Origin of the sequence: Bradyrhizobium sp. USDA 327 (assembly GCF_041262065.1) — a bacterium.
Lineage (GTDB): Bacteria > Pseudomonadota > Alphaproteobacteria > Rhizobiales > Xanthobacteraceae > Bradyrhizobium > Bradyrhizobium liaoningense.
Map to the genome: position 1 here is coordinate 5,699,438 of NZ_JBGCCW010000001.1, position 18,868 is coordinate 5,718,305.

Here is an 18,868-nt window from a genome sequence, read left to right on the forward strand (position 1 = left end):
GCAGCATCGCTGCGCTTGCGGGGTTGGCACCATTAAGGTTATCGCGGCTTAGAGGTGCCCTTTCAGGGCCGGGGCCGTGGACCTGCCCGCGCCTCTCGGGCGATAACTCTTTCTTAAGGCTGCCATTCCGGCAGCCGCCACCTGATGCGCGAGCTACAGCCGGCCTTATGACGCGTTCGGATTTCCAGTTGCGAGGTGTGGGCGATCCGCGGCTGGCCGTGCATGCGACCTCGCCGCTGGCCACCTGGCTGTGGTCGGTCGACGGCTCGCGCGTGCTGTGGGCCAATCCGGTCGGCGCAAACCTGTTCGGCGCGGCGAACAGCGCTGGCCTCGCGGACAAGGTGTTCGGCCCGGCGGATCGCCATCGCCGCCAGGTGGCGCGGCTCGCGGGCCAGCTGCCGGCGAACGGCACCGTGCGGCTCGAACGGCTGCGCGGCTTCGGTGCCCGGCTCGGCACGCTGATGACCTGCGCCTGCGCGCGGCTCGACTTTGCCGATGGCGGCCATGCCGTGCTCGTCACCGCCATGGATCCCACCTCGCGCCCGATGCCGCTGGTCGAGCGGCTGCATCGCCTGGTCGCGGGCGCCAGCGTGCCGATGGCCGCGTTCGCGCCGGACGGACTGTTCGTCGGCGCCAGCGAGGCCGCCCGCTCCCTGCTCGGCTTCCGCGATCTCTTTGAGGCCGGCCTCGACCGGGCACGCAGCGATGCGCTGGCGACCGGCCGCGCCGCGACGCCGATCGGCATCGGCCAGATGGTGCTGCAAAGGGTCGGCGCGGGGGCCGATGTCGGCCTGGTCGCGCTGATCGAGCCTGCCGCCCAGACAGCGGCGGCGCGCGATGCCGCGTCCGAGGTGGCGCCCGATATCGCACGGGGCCAGCCGGCCCGGCCCGCGCCCGAGGCTACCCCCGTCGAGCCTCCGGCCGCGGGGCGGGAGGACGCGCAGCCCGCGCTGCCGAACGCGGCGCCGTCCGCATTCGCGCTGTTCGACGCCCTCACCGATCCGGTCGAAACAGCTGCGCCAGCCGAGACGATCGCGCACACGCCCGAGCAGCCCGCCTGCGAGGCGATACCGGACGTCGCACCGGTCCAGACCATTGAAGAGCCGATCGCCCCCGCGGCGGCCGACGCCGCGCCCGAAACTCCGGTTGAAAACCCGGCAGAGGCCATTGTGTCGCCGCAGGTTGTGCCGATCACTCACGGCATGGTCGAGCCGCCGTCGGGCCAAGAGTCCTCGGGCCAGCAGGAGCCGCCCGCACCGCATCAGCATCCGCTGCGCTTCCTCTGGCAGATGGATGCAGAGGGCCGCTTTGTGCTTCTCTCCGATGAATTCATCCGATTGATCGGCGCGCACACGGCCGCCGGCTTCGGCCGCCCCTGGCGCGAGATCGCCGAAACATTCTCGCTCGACCCGGACGGGCGCGTAGCGCAGGCGCTTGCGAGCCACGACACCTGGGCCGGCATCACGGTGAACTGGCCGGCCGACGGCGACGAGCGTCTCCCGGTCGAGCTCGCGGGCCTGCCGGTCTACGACCGCGAGCGCAATTTCGCGGGCTTCAGGGGATTTGGCGTCTGCCGCGATCTCGACGGCCTCAACCGGCTCGAGGCGCTGCGCCGCTTCGAGCTGCTCGTCGCGCCGCCGGCGCAGCAGGACCTCGCCGCTGACGACGCCGGGCCCGATGCGGAGCCGAAGGCCGAGCCCGAAGTTGAGCCCCAAGCAGAGCCAGAAGCAACTGCAGCGCCGCCGCCGATCGAGCCGCCCGCACCCGAGCCTGAACTGCCAGAGTCCACAGCCGACGCGAATTCACACCCAACCGATCTGGAAACGCCCGTGGAAACGCCTCCCAATGTCGTGCCGTTCCGACCGTCCGGCGACACGCGACCGCCGACGCTGACGCCGGTCGAGAACAGCGCGTTCAACGAGCTCGCGCGGCAATTGTCCGAACGGCTCGAACGCGATCGCGAGACCATCGCGGCCGATGCGGCCGAGCCGGCGGCGGAGACCGCAGCCGAGCCATCGGCGCCGGAGCCCGAGGTGCCGCACACCGCGGCCGAATGGCTGAGCGAGCCCGCGGCCCCGGCGCGCGGCGCCAGCGCGCGCGACCGCACGCTGCTCGATCTGTTGCCGACGGGAATCCTGATCTACCGGCTCGACCGCCTGCTCTACGCCAATCCCGCCTTCCTCGCGCGTATGGGCTATGCCAGCCTCGGCGCGCTGGAGAATGCCGGCGGGCTCGATGCGCTCTATGTCGAGCCGGGCGTGTCGTCAGCGAGCAGCACCTCGCAAGGCGGCACGCCCGTCACGATCAGCGCGACGGTCGCGAACGGCGAAGCGCCGCTTGCGACGACCGAAGCGCATCTGCACACGATCGACTGGGACGGCGAGAGCGCGCACGCGCTGATCTGCGCACTGCCGCAGGCGACACCCGTCGCCGCGGCGCCTGTCATCGCAGACACCGTGATTGCCGAATCCGTCGTCACCGAGTCCGTCGTCTCAGCGTCCTACTCCTACGAACCCGAATCCGCGGCGGGCGAAGCCGAGGCCGAGGATCTCGCCGCCATCCTCGACACCACGGCCGAGGGCATCGTCATGTTCGATGCCGAAGGCAACATCCACGCCTGCAACCGCAGCGCCGAGGCGCTGTTCGGTTATGACGGCGAAGCGCTGCTTGAGCAGAACCTCTCGACGCTGTTCGCGCCCGAGAGCCAGCAGATCGTCGCCGATTATCTCGAAAGCCTGAAGAGCCAGGACATTGCCAGCCTGCTCGACCACGGCCGCGAGGTGCTGGGACGCGAGAAGAAGGGCGGCGTCATTCCGCTCGCGATGATCATGGGCCGCACCCGGCCCGACGGCCCGAACTTCTTCGCCGTGTTCCGCGACCTCTCGCAGAGCAAGAAGGGCGAGAGCGAATTGACGCAGGCCCGCCGCCTCGTCGACGGCGCGGCCAATGCCAAGGCCGACATGCTGGCGCGGATCAGCCACGAGATCCGCACGCCGCTCAACGCCATCATCGGCTTTGCCGAGGTGATGATCTCCGAACGCTTCGGCGCGCTCGGCAACGAACGCTATGGCGAATACATGAAGGACATCCGCGCCTCCGGCGAGCGCGTCATCGCCATCATCGACGACCTGCTGGAGCTGTCGCGGATCGAGACCGGCAAGCTCGACCTCACCTTCGACAACCTCAACCTCAACGACCTCGTCGAAGCCTGCGTCGCGGTGATGCAGCCGCAGGCCAACCGCGAGCGCATCATCATCCGCACCTCGCTCGCCCATGCGCTGCCGCAGGTCAACGTGGATGCGCGCGCGATGCGGCAGATCACCATGAACCTGATCTCGAACTCAATCCGGCTCGCCAGCGCCGGCGGCCAGGTCATCGTCTCGACCGCGCTGACCGACCGCGGCGAGATTGCCTTGCGCATCCGCGACACCGGCCACGGCCTCACCGAGCGCGAGGTCGCCGCCGCGATGGAGCCGTTCCGCACCCCGCCGCCCGGCGATGCCGCGGACAGCTCGGCGCTGAGCCTGTCGCTGACCAAGGCGCTGGTCGAAGCCAACCGCGCCCGCTTCAACATCAAGAGCGCGGGCCACGGCACGCTGATCGAGGTGGTGTTCGCGCCGGCGCTGGCGAAGGCCTGAGGCGCTCACTGGCTTGCGGGAAGACCGCGCCCAAGCGCCGCCGCCTGCTGCAGGCTGATGCCGTTGGCCAGCGGGTCGGCGTGGCGATGCGCCAGGTGCCACTCGGTGCCCACGCGCCGGTAGACGAGCGTCACGCGCAGAGCCCATTCCTGCGCGGGCAGCCCTCCGACCTCGACGCTGTCCCGCTCGATCAGCGCCAGGACGACCATGTCCTGCGAGCCATAGGTCTGGACGACCTCCTGCCTGTGCGTCCCGTTCCTGAAGAACCGGCCCATCCGCTCCCACCTTTCGGGCGTGTACTCCGCGGCCTTTGACGGGACCCCGCCGAAGGGAGACATCAGCACGAAGTCGTCGGTGATGGAGATCATCTGCCGGTAGGCCCCGACGTCGCCGCGCATCAGCGCCGCGTTCGCCTGCTGGGTATGGTCGATCAGTTTCGCGATCACGTCGTCGGCTGTGGCCGCCTCGGCGACGACGAGCGGCATGCACGCCATCCCTGCGAGCGTGTGACGCCTGGACACCGCCGCGGGCGCGGGCGCGCGAGAGGCTTGATCGTTCTTCATTCGAGGGCTCCGGTGTTGAGGGTCCGACGTGGCTGTACGAGACCCTGGATGCCGCTTTGAGCGTCATGAATCCAGTGATAAGATCTCAGGATCATGATGAATCCTGCTCAGCTTGCCCGGATCGACGTCAGCCTCCTCGTCGTGTTCAGCACCGTGCTGGAGGAGCGCCAGGTCTCGCGCGCAGCGGACAAGCTCAAGCTCACGCCCTCGGCGGTGAGCCACGGATTGGCCCGGCTGCGGCGCATCTTCCACGATCCGTTGTTTCTGAAGACGCCGAGCGGCGTGAAGCCGACGGAGCGTGCGCTCGCGCTTGCAGGTCCCGTCGCCGAACTCCTGGCGCGCCTCGATGCGATCGTGTCGGCCGCCGAGCCCTTTGACGCGCGAACGGCGAGGCGATCGTTCACGATCGGCGCACCGGATGCGTTGGCCGCGGTGTTTCTCGCGTCTCTCCTCGAGACCCTGGCCCGGGAGGGCCCGGGGATCGACATCCGGCTGCTGCAGCTGATGCCGCAACGTCATGGCAAGTCGTCGAGCCAGGTCTGGCAGGACACGCTCTCCGAGCTTGATTCACACCGGCTCGACCTCGCCGTGCTGCCGGTCGGCCCGTTGCCGTCACATTACGCAGAACGGCTGCTGTTCGAGGAGGACTTCGTCGTCGCCATGCGCAAGGGCCACACGATGGCCCGCAAGGTCACGCTCGCGACCTATCTGGCAGCACGGCACATGCTGGTCTCGGCGACCGGTGATGCGCTCGGGATCGTCGACGTCAGGCTTGCCGAACGCGGCCATTCCCGGCGCGTGGCGCTGACCGTGCCGAACTTCATGTTGGCGCTGGCGCAGCTCGCCGAGAGCGATTTCATCGCGACCTTGCCGCGCCATCTGGTCGAACGCCATGCCGCGCGTTTCGACCTGGTGATGCGTCCCGTTCCGTTTCCGTGGACGCCCGACCCGGTGCGTGTCGTCGCCTCACCAGCCGCGATGGCGGATGCCGGTGTCGCCTGGCTGTTCGAGACGGTGGCGCGCTGCTTGGGTCCGGTGGCGCGTTCAGCGCCCAAGCGTCGCGTCTCCGCCTGACGCCGGATGACGAAAAGGGCACGGCTTGCGCCGTGCCCTTTCGCATTCCTGTCGCCTGGATCAGCTGTAGATCTCGAACAGGCCGGCGCCGCCCTGGCCGCCGCCGATGCACATCGTCACCACGCCCCACTTGGCCTTGCGGCGGGCGCCTTCCTGCAAGAGGTGGCCGGTGAGACGGGCGCCGGTCATGCCGAAGGGATGGCCGATCGCGATCGAGCCGCCGTTGACGTTGTACTTGGCGGGATCGATGCCGAGCTTGTCGCGGCAGTACAGGCACTGGCTCGCGAAGGCCTCGTTGAGCTCCCACAGATCGATGTCGTCGATCTTGAGGCCGGTGCGCTTGAGCAGCTTCGGAATCGCGAACACCGGACCGATGCCCATCTCGTCGGGCTCGCAGCCGGCGGTCGCCCAGGCGACGAAGCGGCCGAGCGGCTTCAGGCCGCGCTTCTCCGCGTCCTTGGCTTCCATCAGCACCACGGCGGCGGCGCCATCCGAGAGCTGGCTGGCATTGCCGGCGGTGACGAACTTGCCGGGCCCCTTCACCGGCTCGAGCTTGGCGAGACCTTCCAGCGTGGTCTCCGGCCGGTTGCACTCGTCGCGATCGACGACGTAGTCGACGATGCTCTCCGCCTTGGTCTGCTTGTCGACGACCTTCATCCTCGTCTTCATCGGGACGATCTCGTCCTTGTACTTGCCCGCCTGCTGCGCCGAAGCCATGCGGCGCTGCGATTCCAGCGAGAACTCGTCCTGATATTCGCGGCTGAGCTTGTAGCGCTCGGCGACGATGTCGGCGGTGTCGATCATGGCCATGAAGATGTCGGGGGCGACCTTGAGCAGCTCTGGATCGATCGATTCCTTCGGCGTGGCGCCGCCGGGGATCGAGATGCTCTCGACGCCGCCGGCGACGATGCAGTCGGCGCCGTCCGAGCGGATCGAGTTGGCGGCCATCGCGATGGTCTGAAGCCCGGAGGAGCAGAAGCGGTTCACCGAGACGCCGGCGGTGGTCTTCGGCAGGCCGGCGAGCAGCGCGGCCTGGCGGCCGATGTTCGGCGCGCCATGGGCGCAATTGCCGAGATAGCAGTCCTCGACATAGTCCTTCTCGACGCCGGCGCGGTCGACCGCGTGCTGGATGGCGTGGGCCGCGAGCGACATCGGCGGCGTGATGTTGAACCCGCCGCGGCCGGATTTTGCCAGGCCCGTGCGCGCATAGGAAACGATGACGGCTTCACGCATTGTTTTCTCCCTTTCGAACGATTGGTACGGAGCGTCCTGGCGCCATTGGTACACAAAGTTTGACGGCCGCGGGGAAAATAAAACGGGGCGCAGCATCGACAAAACGCCGCCCTCGCGGGAGGGCGGCGTTGTTCCGCATGTCGGAATATATGATGACCGTCATTCCGTGGGGTGCTATCCACGCGTCGTGCCCGGGCCTTGTCCCGGGCATCCACGTTCTTCGTGCCAGTGGCAAGACGTGGATGGCCGGGTCAAGCCCGGCCATGACGAAGGTGGGAGCCGATCAGAACGTCAGCGCCTTGGCCTGCTTGACCTGCGGCAGGGCCTGCACCTTGGCGAGCAGGTCGGCCGGCACCGCGCCGTCGACCTCGACCAGCGCAATGGCATCGCTGCCGGGTGCGACGCGGCCGAGATGGAAGGTGGCGATGTTGATCTTGGCATCACCCAGAAGGCTCGCGAACTTGCCGATGAAGCCCGGCTTGTCCTCGTTGGTGACGTAGATCATCGACTTGCCGAACTCGGCGTCGACCCGGATGCCCTTGATGTCGACGAGGCGCGGCTTGCCGTCGGCATAGACGGTGCCCGAGACCGACCGCTCCTGCCGCTCGGTGGTGACGGTGACGGTGATCAGGCTCTCATAGTCGCTCTGGGCGGCGCGCACGATCTCGTCCACCACCATGCCGCGCTCCTTGGCGATGACGGGCGCGGACACCACGTTGATCTCGCCCAGCATCGGGCGCAGCAGGCCGGACAGCACGGCGGAGGTGATCGCCTTGATCTTCATCTCGGCGACGTGGCCCTCATAGGTGATCTCGACCTTGAGGATGCCGGTCTCGGTGAGCTGGCCGGCGAAGGAGCCGAGCTTCTCGGCAAGCGCGATGAACGGCTTCAGCTTCGGCGCTTCCTCGGCCGTGATCGAGGGGAAGTTGACGGCGTTCGAGATCGCGCCGGTGAGCAGGTAATCCGACATCTGCTCGGCGACCTGGAGCGCGACGTTCTCCTGGGCTTCGGTGGTGGATGCGCCGAGATGCGGCGTGCAGATCACGTTGGGATGGCCGAACAGCACGTTCTTGGTCGCGGGCTCCTCGACGAACACGTCGAAGGCGGCGCCCGCGATCTGCTTGGAGTTGAGCGCATCGACCACCGCCTGCTCGTCGACAAGGCCGCCGCGGGCACAGTTGATCAGGCGCACGCCCTTCTTCATCCTGGCGATCGCAGCCGCGTCGATGATGTTCCTGGTCTTGTCGGTGAGCGGGGTGTGCAGCGTGATGAAATCCGAGCGCTTCAGGAGATCGTCGAGCTCGACCTTCTCGACGCCGACGTCCTTGGCGCGCTCCGGCGACAGGAACGGGTCGAACGCGATCACCTTCATGCGCAGGCCGAGCGCGCGGTCGGCGACGATCGAGCCGATATTGCCGCAGCCGACGACACCGAGCACCTTGCCGGTGATCTCGACGCCCATGAAGCGATTCTTCTCCCACTTGCCGGCCTGGGTCGAGGCGTCCGCCTGCGGGATCTCGCGGGCCAGCGCCAGCATCAGCGTGATGGCGTGCTCGGCGGTCGTGATCGAATTGCCGAACGGCGTGTTCATCACGATGATGCCCTTGGCCGTGGCGGCGGGAATCTCGACATTGTCGACGCCGATGCCGGCGCGGCCGATCACCTTCAGCTTCGCCGCCTTCTCGAGGATCTTGGCGGTTGCCTTGGTCGCCGAGCGGATCGCAAGGCCGTCGTAATTGCCGATGATCTCGGCGAGCTTGTCCTTGTCCTTGCCGAGGTTGGGCTGGAAGTCGACCTCGACGCCGCGATCCTTGAAGATTTGCACGGCGGCGGGCGAGAGCGCGTCGGAAATGAGAACTTTGGGTTTGGTCATGGGGATGTGTCCTTCACCGTCCCTGAGGGAGGATCGGCCCGAGGGCCGGAAATGCGTGAGTGACCGGAAGCTTTTTGCTCTCCCTCTCCCCGTCCTTACGGGGAGAGGGTTGGGATGAGGAGCAGCCACAGGCGAAGTGCTCGTGGAGAGAGCCCCTCACCCGGATCGCTGCGCGACCCGGCCTCTCCCCGTCAGAACGGGGAGAGGCGAAGAAAACTCACGCTGCCTTGGGCAGAGCGGCCTTGGTCTCGGCGAAGGCCCAGTCGATCCACTGCGTCAGCAGCTCGACGTCCCTGGCCTCGACGGTGGCGCCGCACCAGATGCGCAGGCCGGCCGGCGCATCGCGGTAATAGGCGAAGTCGAAGCCGGCGCCTTCCTTCTCGACCAGCGCGACCAGCTTCTTGCAGAAGTCGGCCTGCGCGTCCGCCGAAAGCGAAGTGATCGCGGGATCAGTGAACTTGAGGCACACCGAGGTGTTGGAGCGGATCGAAGCATCCCTGGCGAGGAAGTCGATCCAGGGTGTCTTCGCCTTCCAGTCGGCGAGCACCTTGGTGTTGGCGTCCGCACGCGCGATCAGCGCCTTGAGGCCGCCGATCGACTTGGCCCAGTTCAGCGCGTCGAGATAATCCTCGACGCAGAGCATCGACGGCGTGTTGATGGTCTCGCCGACGAAGATGCCTTCGTTGATCTTGCCGCCCTTGGTCATGCGGAAGATCTTCGGCAGCGGCCAGGCCGGCTTGTAGGTCTCGAGCCGCTCCACCGCGCGGGGCGACAGGATCAACATGCCATGCGCGGCCTCGCCACCGAGCGCCTTCTGCCAGGAGAAGGTGACGACGTCGAGCTTCGGCCAATCAAGAGCTTGCGCGAATGCGGCGGACGTCGCGTCGCAAATGGTCAGGCCTTCGCGGGTCGCGCTGATCCAGTCGGCGTTCGGCACGCGCACGCCCGAGGTGGTGCCGTTCCAGGTGAAGACGACGTCGCTCTTGGGATCGACCTTCGACAGATCGGGAATCTCACCGTAAGCCGCGTTCAGCTTGGTGACGTCCTTGAGCTTCAATTCCTTGACGATGTCGCTGACCCAGCCCTCGCCGAAGGACTCCCAGGCGAGCGTGGTGACGGGGCGCGCACCGAGCAATGACCACAGCGCCATCTCGACCGCGCCGGTATCGGAGGCCGGCACGATGCCGATGCGGTAATCGGCGGGGACCTCGAGCACCTCGCGCGTCAGGTCGATGGCGAGCTTGAGCTTGGCCTTGCCGATCTTCGCGCGATGCGAACGGCCGAGCGCTGCGTCCTTGAGATTTTGGGCGTTCCAGCCGGGGCGCTTGGCGCAGGGACCGGAGGAGAAATGCGGCACGGTCGGCCGCGAAGCGGGCTTCGCTACAGTCATGATCTACCCTTCCAGATAGTAAGCCTCCCGTTGGGGGGAGGTGTCCCGCCGCGGCTGATACGGGAATCGGGAAGACCAGTCAAGGAAGTTCCGGGGCCTCACGTGCGAGTGATGGCGCCTCGGGTGCGATCTCCGGGGATTGGACGACGGCGAGCGCATTCAGCAAGTCCGTGGCATCGCTGATCAATTGCGCGGCCCTGCGGCGGCTGCCGACCTTCAAAATGCACTTGTCATGGGCCTGCACAACGTAGTCGTTGCCGACCTTGATCATTGAATAGCTTGTCATCGAAATCCCCGAACCGACCGAGCTCGGTGCCAGAAGCTGCCGTAGCACCGTTCGTTCCCGATTCAACGTGAACGACGGACGGGTAGTTTACCGCCCATTAAGATGAACGAATGCGCGATCCGAATTTGCTGATCGTGCAAGGCTCGCGGCCAGAGCCCCATTCCGATACAATCGCACCGGGACTCTGGCTTCTTGTATTGACGCATTCTCTTTATGCGAACCGGTATCCACTTCGCTCCGCTTCCGCTACCTCAAAAGCGGACAGTCATGCCCACATGGCTCGCGGCAAATCCGAGGCGCTTGTAGAAGCGCTGCGCGTCGACGCGCGTCTGATGCGTCAGCAGTTCGACGAGATTGCAGTTGCGCGCCTTCGCTTCCGCGACCGCCCATTGCACCAATTGCTCGCCGATGCCGCGGCTGCGACAATCGGAAGCAACGCGGACGTCCTCGAGCAGGCCGCGCACGCCGCCTTGGGAACTCAGGCCCGGCAGGATCGCGAGTTGCAGGCAGCCGACCACCCTGCCCGCGCTCTCGGCAACGACGAGCGTGAGATTCGGATCGCGCTCGACCCGCGCGAATGCGTCGTAATAGGAGGCGGGCAAAGGATCCTCCACGCGCTCCCGCGCGCGGCCGAGATGATCGTCGGCGAGCATCGCCACGATCGCAGCGACGTCCTCGCGGCGCGCGGGACGGATGGAAACGGCTTCAGCATTCATGTCAGACAACTCCGGACTCAGCGCGCTGGCGCAAGGCCGAGAAACGCTTCGACTTCGCCGATCCAGCGACGGACGGACGCATGGCGACCGAGATCGAAACCACCTTCATGCGCGACACGCGTATAGGCGAGCAGCGACACGTCGGCGAGCGAAACCTCATCGCCGGCGAAGAAGCGGCTGCCGGAGAGATGCTGCTCCATGCGGTCGAGCGCCGCATAGCCGCGCTTGACCTTCCCGGGATCGAGCTCGGATGCGTCCTTGCCCAAGTAGACGAGGAGGAAGCGGCATACCGCGATATAGGGCTCGTGGCTGTACTGCTCCCAGAACAGCCATTCGTCCATCTTGGCCGCCGTAAAGGCGTCGCGCGGAATGAGCGTACTGTCGCGGGCGAGATAGCGGATGATGGCGTTGGACTGTGCGAGCGTGCGGCCGTCGTCGAATTCAACGGTCGGCACCTGGCCGGCGCCGTTCATCCTGAGGAATTGCGGCGTACGCGTCTCGCCCTTGCGCGTGTCGATCTCGATCCACTGGTAGGGCACTGCGAGCTTGTCGCAGACCCACTTCACCTTCAGACAGTTTCCGGAATTGCCGTCGCCGTAGATCTTCATCGCTGCCGCCCCGTCTTCGGGCGACAGAGCATCAGGACAGAGGGAATCTGTCAACAGGAGGCGGACAGCTCAGAACTTGTAGCCGAGCCCGACGCGCGCGTTGTTCAGCGTGACCTGCGTGTTCATGACGGGCGAGAATCTCACATACTCGTATTCCACGCGCGCGAACAACCCGTCCCAAATGCAATATTCGAGCCCGAGGCCCGCGGTCCAACCGACAGCGAAAGTGTTGGTCCTGTGCTGGCTCTGAGTCTGCGACTGCGCCGGAACAGCATACGTATTGCTCGTGGTCGTCGTAACGCCGCCGACCGTTGTCGATACGACCTGCGTGAGCGTCACGTCGCTCGTCACCGTGCGGGAGACGTCCATTCGGCCAACCGCGGCGCCGAAGAAGGCATACGGCATGAAATCGCCGCCATCCCAGCCTACGCGGCCACGGAGCGAAATCATGTCCTTGACCTTCGCCGCCGCGGTGCCGGTCAAGGTCACGTTGTAATTGTTGGTCGTGCCCTCGGGCGGGTTATCCCCGGGCGGGTTGGTGATAACGAGCGAGTTGTAGCCGCTGGTCTGCGTGTAGAGATTGTCGAAGTAGCTGTAGGTGCCTTCAAGACCGAGAATGGCATCGTACCATTGCCAGTTGCGGCCGATGAAGCCGCCGAAATTGACGCCTTGCGTGTTGGCTTTGTTCAGGAGCGACCAGTTCGCGGTCGGTTGCTGCAGGACGCTGTCGCGGAAGATGTAGTTGGTCAGGCCGACCACGCTCTGGCTGAAATCGGTCGCGTCGGTCGTGTAGCCGGCGTTGCCGCCGATATAGGCGCCATCCCAGTTGCGGGTCGTCTTCGACAGGCCGTCGGTGAAGCCGCCGCGCAGGACGGGCAGATCCGGCATGTCGGCCGCGTGCGCGGCAGACACCGTCCCCAACATCGCCGCCCCCAACAAAAGCCCACGCATCGCAACGCTCCATCGACTCGAACTTTCGCCCGTGATCATGGCTCGTTAACCTTAACCAATGGTTGCGGTAGGCAATTTCGTCAGTGCGAGCCGTGAGAAATACGCAAAGCAAAACGGCGCGGGATGATCCCGCGCCGTTAAGAGACGTTAAGCGATGAGGCTGACGATCAGCCCTTGGTGACGAGCGGCGGCGGCATATAGGCCGGCGGGCTGTTGAGATCCCAGCGCACGCCGAGCTTGATGTCGTGCGAGGTGATGTCCTTGATCTTGATCGAGGTCGGGCCGGAGGCACTGTTGTCGAACAGGCGGTAGTTGCCGGGCGCGGCGTCGCCGAGGTTCATGTAGCTGTAGGCCAGTTCGACCGTGAAGCCGGGGTTGACCTTGTAGGCGAGACCGGCGTGAGCGGCCCAGGCGAAGTTCCACTTGCCGCTATCGGCGAAGTAAGCGACGCTGTTATTGAGCCCCGGGCTGTACGAAACGCCGTCGTCGCGGAAGCCGCTAATCTTGTTGTAGGCGCCGCCAACACCGGCGCCAATGAACGGCGTGATGCACCACCAGGTGCCGAGGTCGACGTAGGCGTTGGCCATGACGACCCACTCGGACTTGCTGCCGCTGTAGTTGTTGGAGCCGACGAAGCCTGGCCCGATGACGTTATCAGCACCATGCAGAGTGGCCTTGCCCCGGTACTGGCCGATCACGTCCGCACGAAACCAGTTGTTGAAGCGATAGCCGACGCCGAGACCGAACAGCGGCGACGAGTCGAAGCCGAACCCCTCCGTCGTCTTCTGATACCCAGCCGGCAAGGCGGCGTCGATGCTCTTGGCGCGCTGGTTGGTCATGCCGATGTCGCCACGCAGATACCAGCCGCCGAAGTCGGCGGGCGGGGCCGGCGGCGCGTACATGGGAGGGGGCGCGGCGATCGGCATATCGGCGGCGAACGCCATCGACGAGATCAGGGTTGCCGCACTTGCGGCAAGCAGAGACTTAACGCTACGCATTGCTTCGTCCTTTTGGCCGGTGAGGCAAAGACGGGCGCCCCACGTTCTGGAAACTCACGACCCGGACGATGGCAGCAAATGTTTAAGCGCCACTTAACCCTAATTTTTAAGGTTGATTTTTTCTCACCGCACACGCCGATGCGGCGGCAGCGTTGCAGAAATGCAGCGCGGGGCGCGCCGCATTTCCTAACGATGTATGAAGCTGCAATGCAGCGAGTGAGAATGCGTTAACGGGCGTGCCGCGGCAGCTTGGGCAGGAACACCGCGAGCAGCCCGATCGCCGGCAGATAGGCGCAGACCTGGTAGACGAACTCGATCGAGGTGTGGTCGGCGAGCTTGCCCAGCACGGCGGCCCCGAGACCGCCGATCCCGAACGCGACGCCGAAGAACACGCCGGAGATCATGCCGAAACGGTGCGGCACCAGCTCCTGCGCGAACACGATGATCGACGAGGTCGTCGAGGAGATGATCAGGCCGATGACGACGCTGAGCACGGCGCTGGCAACGAGCCCGGCATAGGGCAGCGCCAGCGTGAACGGCAGCGCGCCCAGGATCGAGATCCAGATCACGATCTTGCGGCCGAAGCGATCCCCTAACGGACCGCCGACAAACGCACCCACGGCGTTCGCGGCGAGGAAGAGGAAGAGATAGATCTGGGCTGCCTGCGTCGACACGCCGAAACGATCGATCAGGTAGAAGATGTAGTAGCTCGACAGGCTCGAGACGTAGAGCTGTTTCGAGAACAACAGCGCGACGAGCACGGCCAGCGCCACTGCGACGCGGCGCGAGCTCGGCGCGTCGGAATGGGCCTGAACCGTGGCCGTCTTCTTCGCCTTGATCTGCGGCGCATACCAGCGGCCGATGCGCCAGAGGACGAGGATCGCGAGGAACGCGATCGAGGAGAACCAGGCGATGCTGCCCTGACCGAACGGCACCACGATCAGCGCGGCGAGCACCGGCCCCATCGAGGTGCCGAAACTGCCGCCGAGTTGGAACACCGACTGCGCGAAACCGTAGCGGCCGCCGGACGCGAGTCGCGCGATGCGCGCCGACTCGGGGTGAAACACCGCCGAGCCGAGGCCGACCAGCGCCGCAGCGACGAGGATGACGAGATATTGATGCGCGGCGCTGAGCAGCAGCAGGCCGAAGAAGGTCGAGGCCATGCCGATCGCCAGCGAATAGGGCTGTGCCTTCTTGTCGGTGTAGTGCCCGACCACCGGCTGGAGCAGCGAGGCCGTGAATTGAAAGGCCAGGGTGATCATGCCGATCTGCGCGAAGTCGAGCGCGTAGGTGTCCTTCAGGATCGGATAGACCGAGGCGATCAACGACTGCATGGTGTCGTTGAGGAAGTGCGAGAAGCTGATGCCGGCGAGCACGATGTAAGCCGGCCCTGCCGCTCTGGCGGCGGCGGGCGACACGTCGCTGACGACGACGGGCTCGGTCAGCGTTTCCTCGGAGACGACGACAGGCTTGTTCAATGGAGCGGTCCCGGCGGGCGCGGCGAACCGCCGCATCGGCTAGTTACGATGCAAGCGGCGGTCGAACCACCGTCAATCGTCGATGGCTGGGATGCGTGGGTGTTCTCGTCGCTTACCCTCCCCTGGAGGGGGAGGGTCGGCTCATGTTGAGCGAAGCGAGACATGAGACGGGGTGGGGTGACGGTCTCTCCGCATCCCACAGTGCCCGAGTGGAGAGATCACCCCACCCCGCTCGCGCTTCGCGCGATCGACCCTCCCCCTCCAGGGGAGGGTAAGAAAAACATCACGCCGCGGCCTGGCCGAGCGCCAGGACGATGGTGTCGACGACGTCCTCGACCAGGATGCGGTCCTCGCCCTCGCCCATGACGCGGATCACGGGCTCGGTGCCGGAAGAACGGATCAGCAGACGGCCGTGGCCGTTGAGGCGCATCTCGCCGTCGGAGATCGCCGATTTGACGTCGGAATCGTCGAGCGGCTTGCCGCCCTTGTGACGGACGTTCTTGAGGATCTGCGGCAGCGGGTCGAATCGGTGGCAGACTTCCGAGACCGGCCGGCGCAGCTTCTGCACCACGGCCAGCACCTGCAAGGCAGCCACGAAACCGTCGCCGGTGGTGGCGTAGTCGGAGAGGATGATGTGACCGGATTGCTCGCCGCCGAGATTGTAGCCGCCGTTCAGCATCTGCTCGAGCACGTAGCGATCGCCGACCGGCGTACGCACGAGATCGAGCCCCTGCCCTTTCAGGAAGCGCTCCAGGCCGAGATTGGACATCACGGTGGCGACGATGCCCGGGCGCGACAGGCGTCCGTCCTCTTTCCAGCTCTGCGCGATCACCGCGAGCAGCTGGTCGCCGTCGACGATGTGGCCGCGCTCGTCGACCAGGATGACGCGATCGGCGTCGCCGTCCAGCGCGATGCCGATATCGGCGCGCATCTCGCGCACTTTCTTCGACAGCGCTTCGGGCGAGGTCGAGCCGCATTCCTTGTTGATGTTGAAGCCGTCGGGCTCGACGCCGATCGCCACCACGTCGGCGCCCAGCTCCCACAGCGCTTCCGGCACCACCTTGTAGGCGGCACCGTTGGCGCAATCGATCACGACGCGCAGGCCATCGAGCGACAGGTCGCGCGGCAGCGTGCGCTTGGCGAATTCGATGTAGCGGTCGTGCACGCCGTCGATACGGCGGGCGCGGCCCAGGCTCGCACTTTGTGCCAGCCTCCTGTCGAGAGATTCGTCGAGCAGCTGCTCGATCTGCTTCTCGACGTCGTCGGAAAGCTTGAAGCCCTGCGGGCCGAACAGCTTGATGCCGTTGTCCTCGAACAGATTGTGCGAGGCCGAGATCATCACGCCGAGATCGGCGCGCATCGACTTGGTCAGCATCGCGACCGCCGGCGTCGGCATCGGGCCGACCAGCAGCACGTCCATGCCCACCGAGGTGAAGCCTGCAACCATCGCGTATTCGATCATGTAGCCGGACAGACGGGTGTCCTTGCCGATCACGACCCTGTGGCGGTGGTCACCGCGCTGAAACGCAAGGCCTGCGGCCTGGCCGACCTTGAGCGCGAGCTCCGGCGTGATCAGTCCGTTGGCGCGGCCCCGAATCCCGTCCGTCCCGAAATATTTGCGGCTCATATCGTCCCCCAAAGGCAACAACCAGGGGATCCCCTCTAGAACCACGGGGTGCCCGAAAGGGCCCCGCATCCCTGATTTGCTGGGATCTTATAATGCTATCGTGGCTAACTTGGCTTCAAAAAATATGATGAATCATTACGGAACCGAGCGGGCACCGGCTCAGTAAGATCTTGTTAACACTATATTTCCGACCGGAACACGCCGCCGAGACGGAACCCGCCCCTACCGGGTGCGCTTCACATGGCCGTCCTCGCGGCTCGGCGCCGGCTGGGTGACATTGACGGGATCGGAGCCCGGAAAGGTCTCTTCCAACCCCTCTTCCAGCGCCTCCTCGAGATCGCGCTTCTCCTTGATCTCTTCCGGCGAAGGTCCAGCGTGCGGCCTCGTCATCGCGCCCTCCTGCAAAACGTTCTGCAAACGATTTGGCTATGCATCCAACCATGCTAGATGACCCCGAAATCTTCCGATGCAAGACTTCCAAGTAAGACGGGCCGGGGAAAAGACATGAAGCACATCACCTGTATCGACGATCTTCGCGCGCTGCATCAGCGCCGCGTGCCGAAGGCGTTCTTCGATTATTGCGACCGCGGGTCCTATGCGGAGGAAACGCTGCGCGCCAACCGCGAGGACATGCAGGCGATCAAATTCCGCCAGCGCATCCTGGTCGACGTCTCCAAGCGCGACACCTCGACCACGATTTTGGGCGAACCCTCGACCATGCCGCTGATGCTCGCGCCCGTCGGCCTGCTCGGCATGCAGCACGGCGATGGCGAGATCCACGCCTGCCGCGCCGCGCAGGCCGCCGGCATCCCGTTCACGCAGTCCACGATGTCGATCTGCTCGATCGAGGACATCGCCGCCAATGTCGAGAAGCCGTTCTGGTTCCAGCTCTACGTGATGAAGGACCGCGGCTTCATCAAGGCGCTGATCGAGCGCGCGATCGCGGCGAAATGCTCGGCGCTGGTGCTGACCGTCGATCTCCAAGTGATCGGACAGCGCCACCAGGACATCAAGAACGGCATGACGGTGCCGCCGGAATGGTCGCTGTCGAAGCTGATCGATTTCGCCACCAAGCCGGCCTGGGTGTCGGGCGTGCTCCAGGGCAAGCGCCGCACCTTCGGCAATCTCGCGGGGCATCTGAAGGTCAGTGACGACATCACCTCGCTGTCGACCTGGATCAACTCGCAGTTCGACACCTCGCTGAACTGGAACGACATCGACTGGATCCGCTCGATCTGGCCGGGCAAGCTGGTCCTGAAGGGCATTCTCGACGTCGAGGACGCCGAGCTCGCCGCAAAAACCGGCGCGCAGGCGATCGTGGTCTCCAACCATGGCGGCCGTCAGCTCGACGGTGCACCGTCCTCGATCGAGGTCCTGCCCGAAATCGTCGACACAGTCGGTGACAAGATGGAGATCATGTTCGACGGCGGCATCCGCTCCGGCCAGGACGTGATGCGCGCGCTCGCGCTCGGCGCAAAATCCTGCATGATCGGCCGCGCCTATGCCTATGGCCTGGGTGCCGGCGGCCAGGCTGGCGTCGCCAAGGCGATCGACATCATCCAGAAGGAGCTGCTCACGACCATGGGCCTGTGCGGCGTCAACCGGATCGACGAGATCGACGATCATATCATCGCAGTCTAACACTCGCCGTTCCGGGATGGTCCGAAGGACCAGACCCGGAACCTCGACATTCTCAGGTGCGCGAGTGCGCACCATAGTTCGCGCCCTGCGCGCCCCGGAACGACACTTCGTGTCACATCGGCGGCGCCAGGCCGTCGCGGCCGACGCTGACGCGATTGGTCTCGAACGAGCCGTCGGGCAATTGCTTCATGAAGGCGATGACCTTCGCACCCGGCTTCAACTCGGATTTGTCGCTCGGCACGAAGGTCACCACCGGCGTGTTGTCGGCGACGAACACCTTCTTCTCGCCGTCCTTGTACTTGACCAGCAGCGTGTGACCGTCATTGCCGACGACGCTTTCGGCCACCGTCGCATTGGTCATGCTGGAGTTCGGCTTGAGGTCCCAGGGCCGGGAGCCCTCGCCGGTGCCGCGCATGCTCTCCGGGAACACGTGAACCTCGACCGCGTTCTGGCTGCCGTCCGGTCCCGGCACGGTGGTCGCACCGATGAACGAACCCGGCTTGATGTCGGCGAGTGAAATCCTGGTGATCCCCGACACGTTCACGTCGGAGGCGATATGAAGCTTGACGTCCTCACCGCTGCGCGACTTGACCTGCATGGTGTCGCCATTGACGCTCTCGATCGTGCCGCGCACGCGCGTCGGCACCGGCGCCCTCTGGGCAAAGGCGCAGTAAGTTGAGACGGCCACCATCGCGACGGCGATCAGCGGACGTGTGAAAGTTGCACGTTGAACAGACATGACGGTCTCCGATTGCCCCCACGGGATAGAGAACTCCGGAAGACCGCGCGCTA

General features: G+C 65.6%; 16 protein-coding genes. 3 read left to right on the plus strand and 13 right to left on the minus strand.

The features are described 5' to 3' along the window. Positions 1-167 precede the first annotated feature (167 nt). Positions 168-3,638: a PAS domain S-box protein gene (locus ABIA42_RS26880; RefSeq protein WP_370119450.1), complete on the plus strand. Its 3,471-nt coding sequence runs from the start codon at positions 168-170 to the stop codon at positions 3,636-3,638. A 5-nt stretch (positions 3,639-3,643) separates the two neighbouring features. On the opposite strand, the gene ABIA42_RS26885 is transcribed toward ABIA42_RS26880, so the two are convergent. After that, a complete protein-coding gene (locus ABIA42_RS26885; RefSeq protein WP_035672127.1) occupies positions 3,644-4,123 on the minus strand; it encodes a nuclear transport factor 2 family protein in 480 nt (159 codons plus the stop codon). Positions 4,124-4,294: 171 nt separating this feature from the next. Here ABIA42_RS26885 and ABIA42_RS26890 point away from each other — a divergent pair, with 171 nt between their 5' ends. Next, positions 4,295-5,275, plus strand: a complete 981-nt coding sequence (locus tag ABIA42_RS26890; protein ID WP_370119447.1) for a LysR family transcriptional regulator — start codon at positions 4,295-4,297, stop codon at positions 5,273-5,275. A 60-nt stretch (positions 5,276-5,335) separates the two neighbouring features. On the opposite strand, the gene ABIA42_RS26895 is transcribed toward ABIA42_RS26890, so the two are convergent. The 11 genes from ABIA42_RS26895 to ABIA42_RS26945 all read right to left on the minus strand — a co-directional run bounded on the left by ABIA42_RS26895 (position 5,336) and on the right by ABIA42_RS26945 (position 16,825). Further along, positions 5,336-6,508 carry an acetyl-CoA C-acyltransferase gene (locus ABIA42_RS26895; RefSeq protein ID WP_271532121.1) on the minus strand — a complete coding sequence of 391 codons (1,173 nt, stop codon included), beginning with the start codon at positions 6,506-6,508 and terminating at the stop codon, positions 5,336-5,338. Positions 6,509-6,791: 283 nt separating this feature from the next. After that, on the minus strand, positions 6,792-8,381 hold the full coding sequence (serA, locus tag ABIA42_RS26900; protein ID WP_370119442.1) for a phosphoglycerate dehydrogenase: 1,590 nt from the start codon (positions 8,379-8,381) through the stop codon (positions 6,792-6,794). Between the two features lie 217 nt (positions 8,382-8,598). Further along, positions 8,599-9,771, minus strand: coding sequence for a phosphoserine transaminase (locus ABIA42_RS26905; RefSeq protein ID WP_370119439.1), 1,173 nt, complete (start codon positions 9,769-9,771; stop codon positions 8,599-8,601). Positions 9,772-9,850: 79 nt separating this feature from the next. Further along, positions 9,851-10,042: a hypothetical protein gene (locus ABIA42_RS26910; protein ID WP_239621322.1), complete on the minus strand. Its 192-nt coding sequence runs from the start codon at positions 10,040-10,042 to the stop codon at positions 9,851-9,853. A 266-nt stretch (positions 10,043-10,308) separates the two neighbouring features. Further along, positions 10,309-10,773: a GNAT family N-acetyltransferase gene (locus ABIA42_RS26915; protein WP_131869240.1), complete on the minus strand. Its 465-nt coding sequence runs from the start codon at positions 10,771-10,773 to the stop codon at positions 10,309-10,311. A 17-nt stretch (positions 10,774-10,790) separates the two neighbouring features. Next, positions 10,791-11,381, minus strand: coding sequence for a glutathione S-transferase family protein (locus ABIA42_RS26920; protein WP_370119434.1), 591 nt, complete (start codon positions 11,379-11,381; stop codon positions 10,791-10,793). 69 nt (positions 11,382-11,450) lie between these two features. Beyond that, positions 11,451-12,332, minus strand: a complete 882-nt coding sequence (locus ABIA42_RS26925) for an outer membrane protein (protein WP_370119432.1) — start codon at positions 12,330-12,332, stop codon at positions 11,451-11,453. A 167-nt stretch (positions 12,333-12,499) separates the two neighbouring features. After that, a complete protein-coding gene (locus ABIA42_RS26930) occupies positions 12,500-13,330 on the minus strand; it encodes an outer membrane protein (RefSeq protein ID WP_271532109.1) in 831 nt (276 codons plus the stop codon). 227 nt (positions 13,331-13,557) lie between these two features. Then, a complete protein-coding gene (locus tag ABIA42_RS26935; RefSeq protein WP_370119428.1) occupies positions 13,558-14,808 on the minus strand; it encodes an MFS transporter in 1,251 nt (416 codons plus the stop codon). 283 nt (positions 14,809-15,091) lie between these two features. Beyond that, entirely contained in the window at positions 15,092-16,435 is a 1,344-nt protein-coding gene (gene glmM, locus ABIA42_RS26940) for a phosphoglucosamine mutase (protein ID WP_028180072.1), read from the minus strand. 222 nt (positions 16,436-16,657) lie between these two features. Then, positions 16,658-16,825 (minus strand): hypothetical protein, encoded by a 168-nt coding sequence (locus tag ABIA42_RS26945; RefSeq protein WP_162832046.1) that lies wholly within the window; start codon positions 16,823-16,825, stop codon positions 16,658-16,660. Positions 16,826-16,939: 114 nt separating this feature from the next. Here ABIA42_RS26945 and ABIA42_RS26950 point away from each other — a divergent pair, with 114 nt between their 5' ends. Beyond that, positions 16,940-18,076 carry an alpha-hydroxy acid oxidase gene (locus tag ABIA42_RS26950; protein WP_271532105.1) on the plus strand — a complete coding sequence of 379 codons (1,137 nt, stop codon included), beginning with the start codon at positions 16,940-16,942 and terminating at the stop codon, positions 18,074-18,076. A gap of 112 nt (positions 18,077-18,188) precedes the next feature. Here the strand turns inward: ABIA42_RS26950 and ABIA42_RS26955 are convergent, their stop codons facing one another. Further along, complete coding sequence (locus ABIA42_RS26955; protein WP_165935879.1) at positions 18,189-18,815, minus strand: hypothetical protein; 627 nt, start codon at positions 18,813-18,815, stop codon at positions 18,189-18,191. Positions 18,816-18,868: the final 53 nt, after the last annotated feature.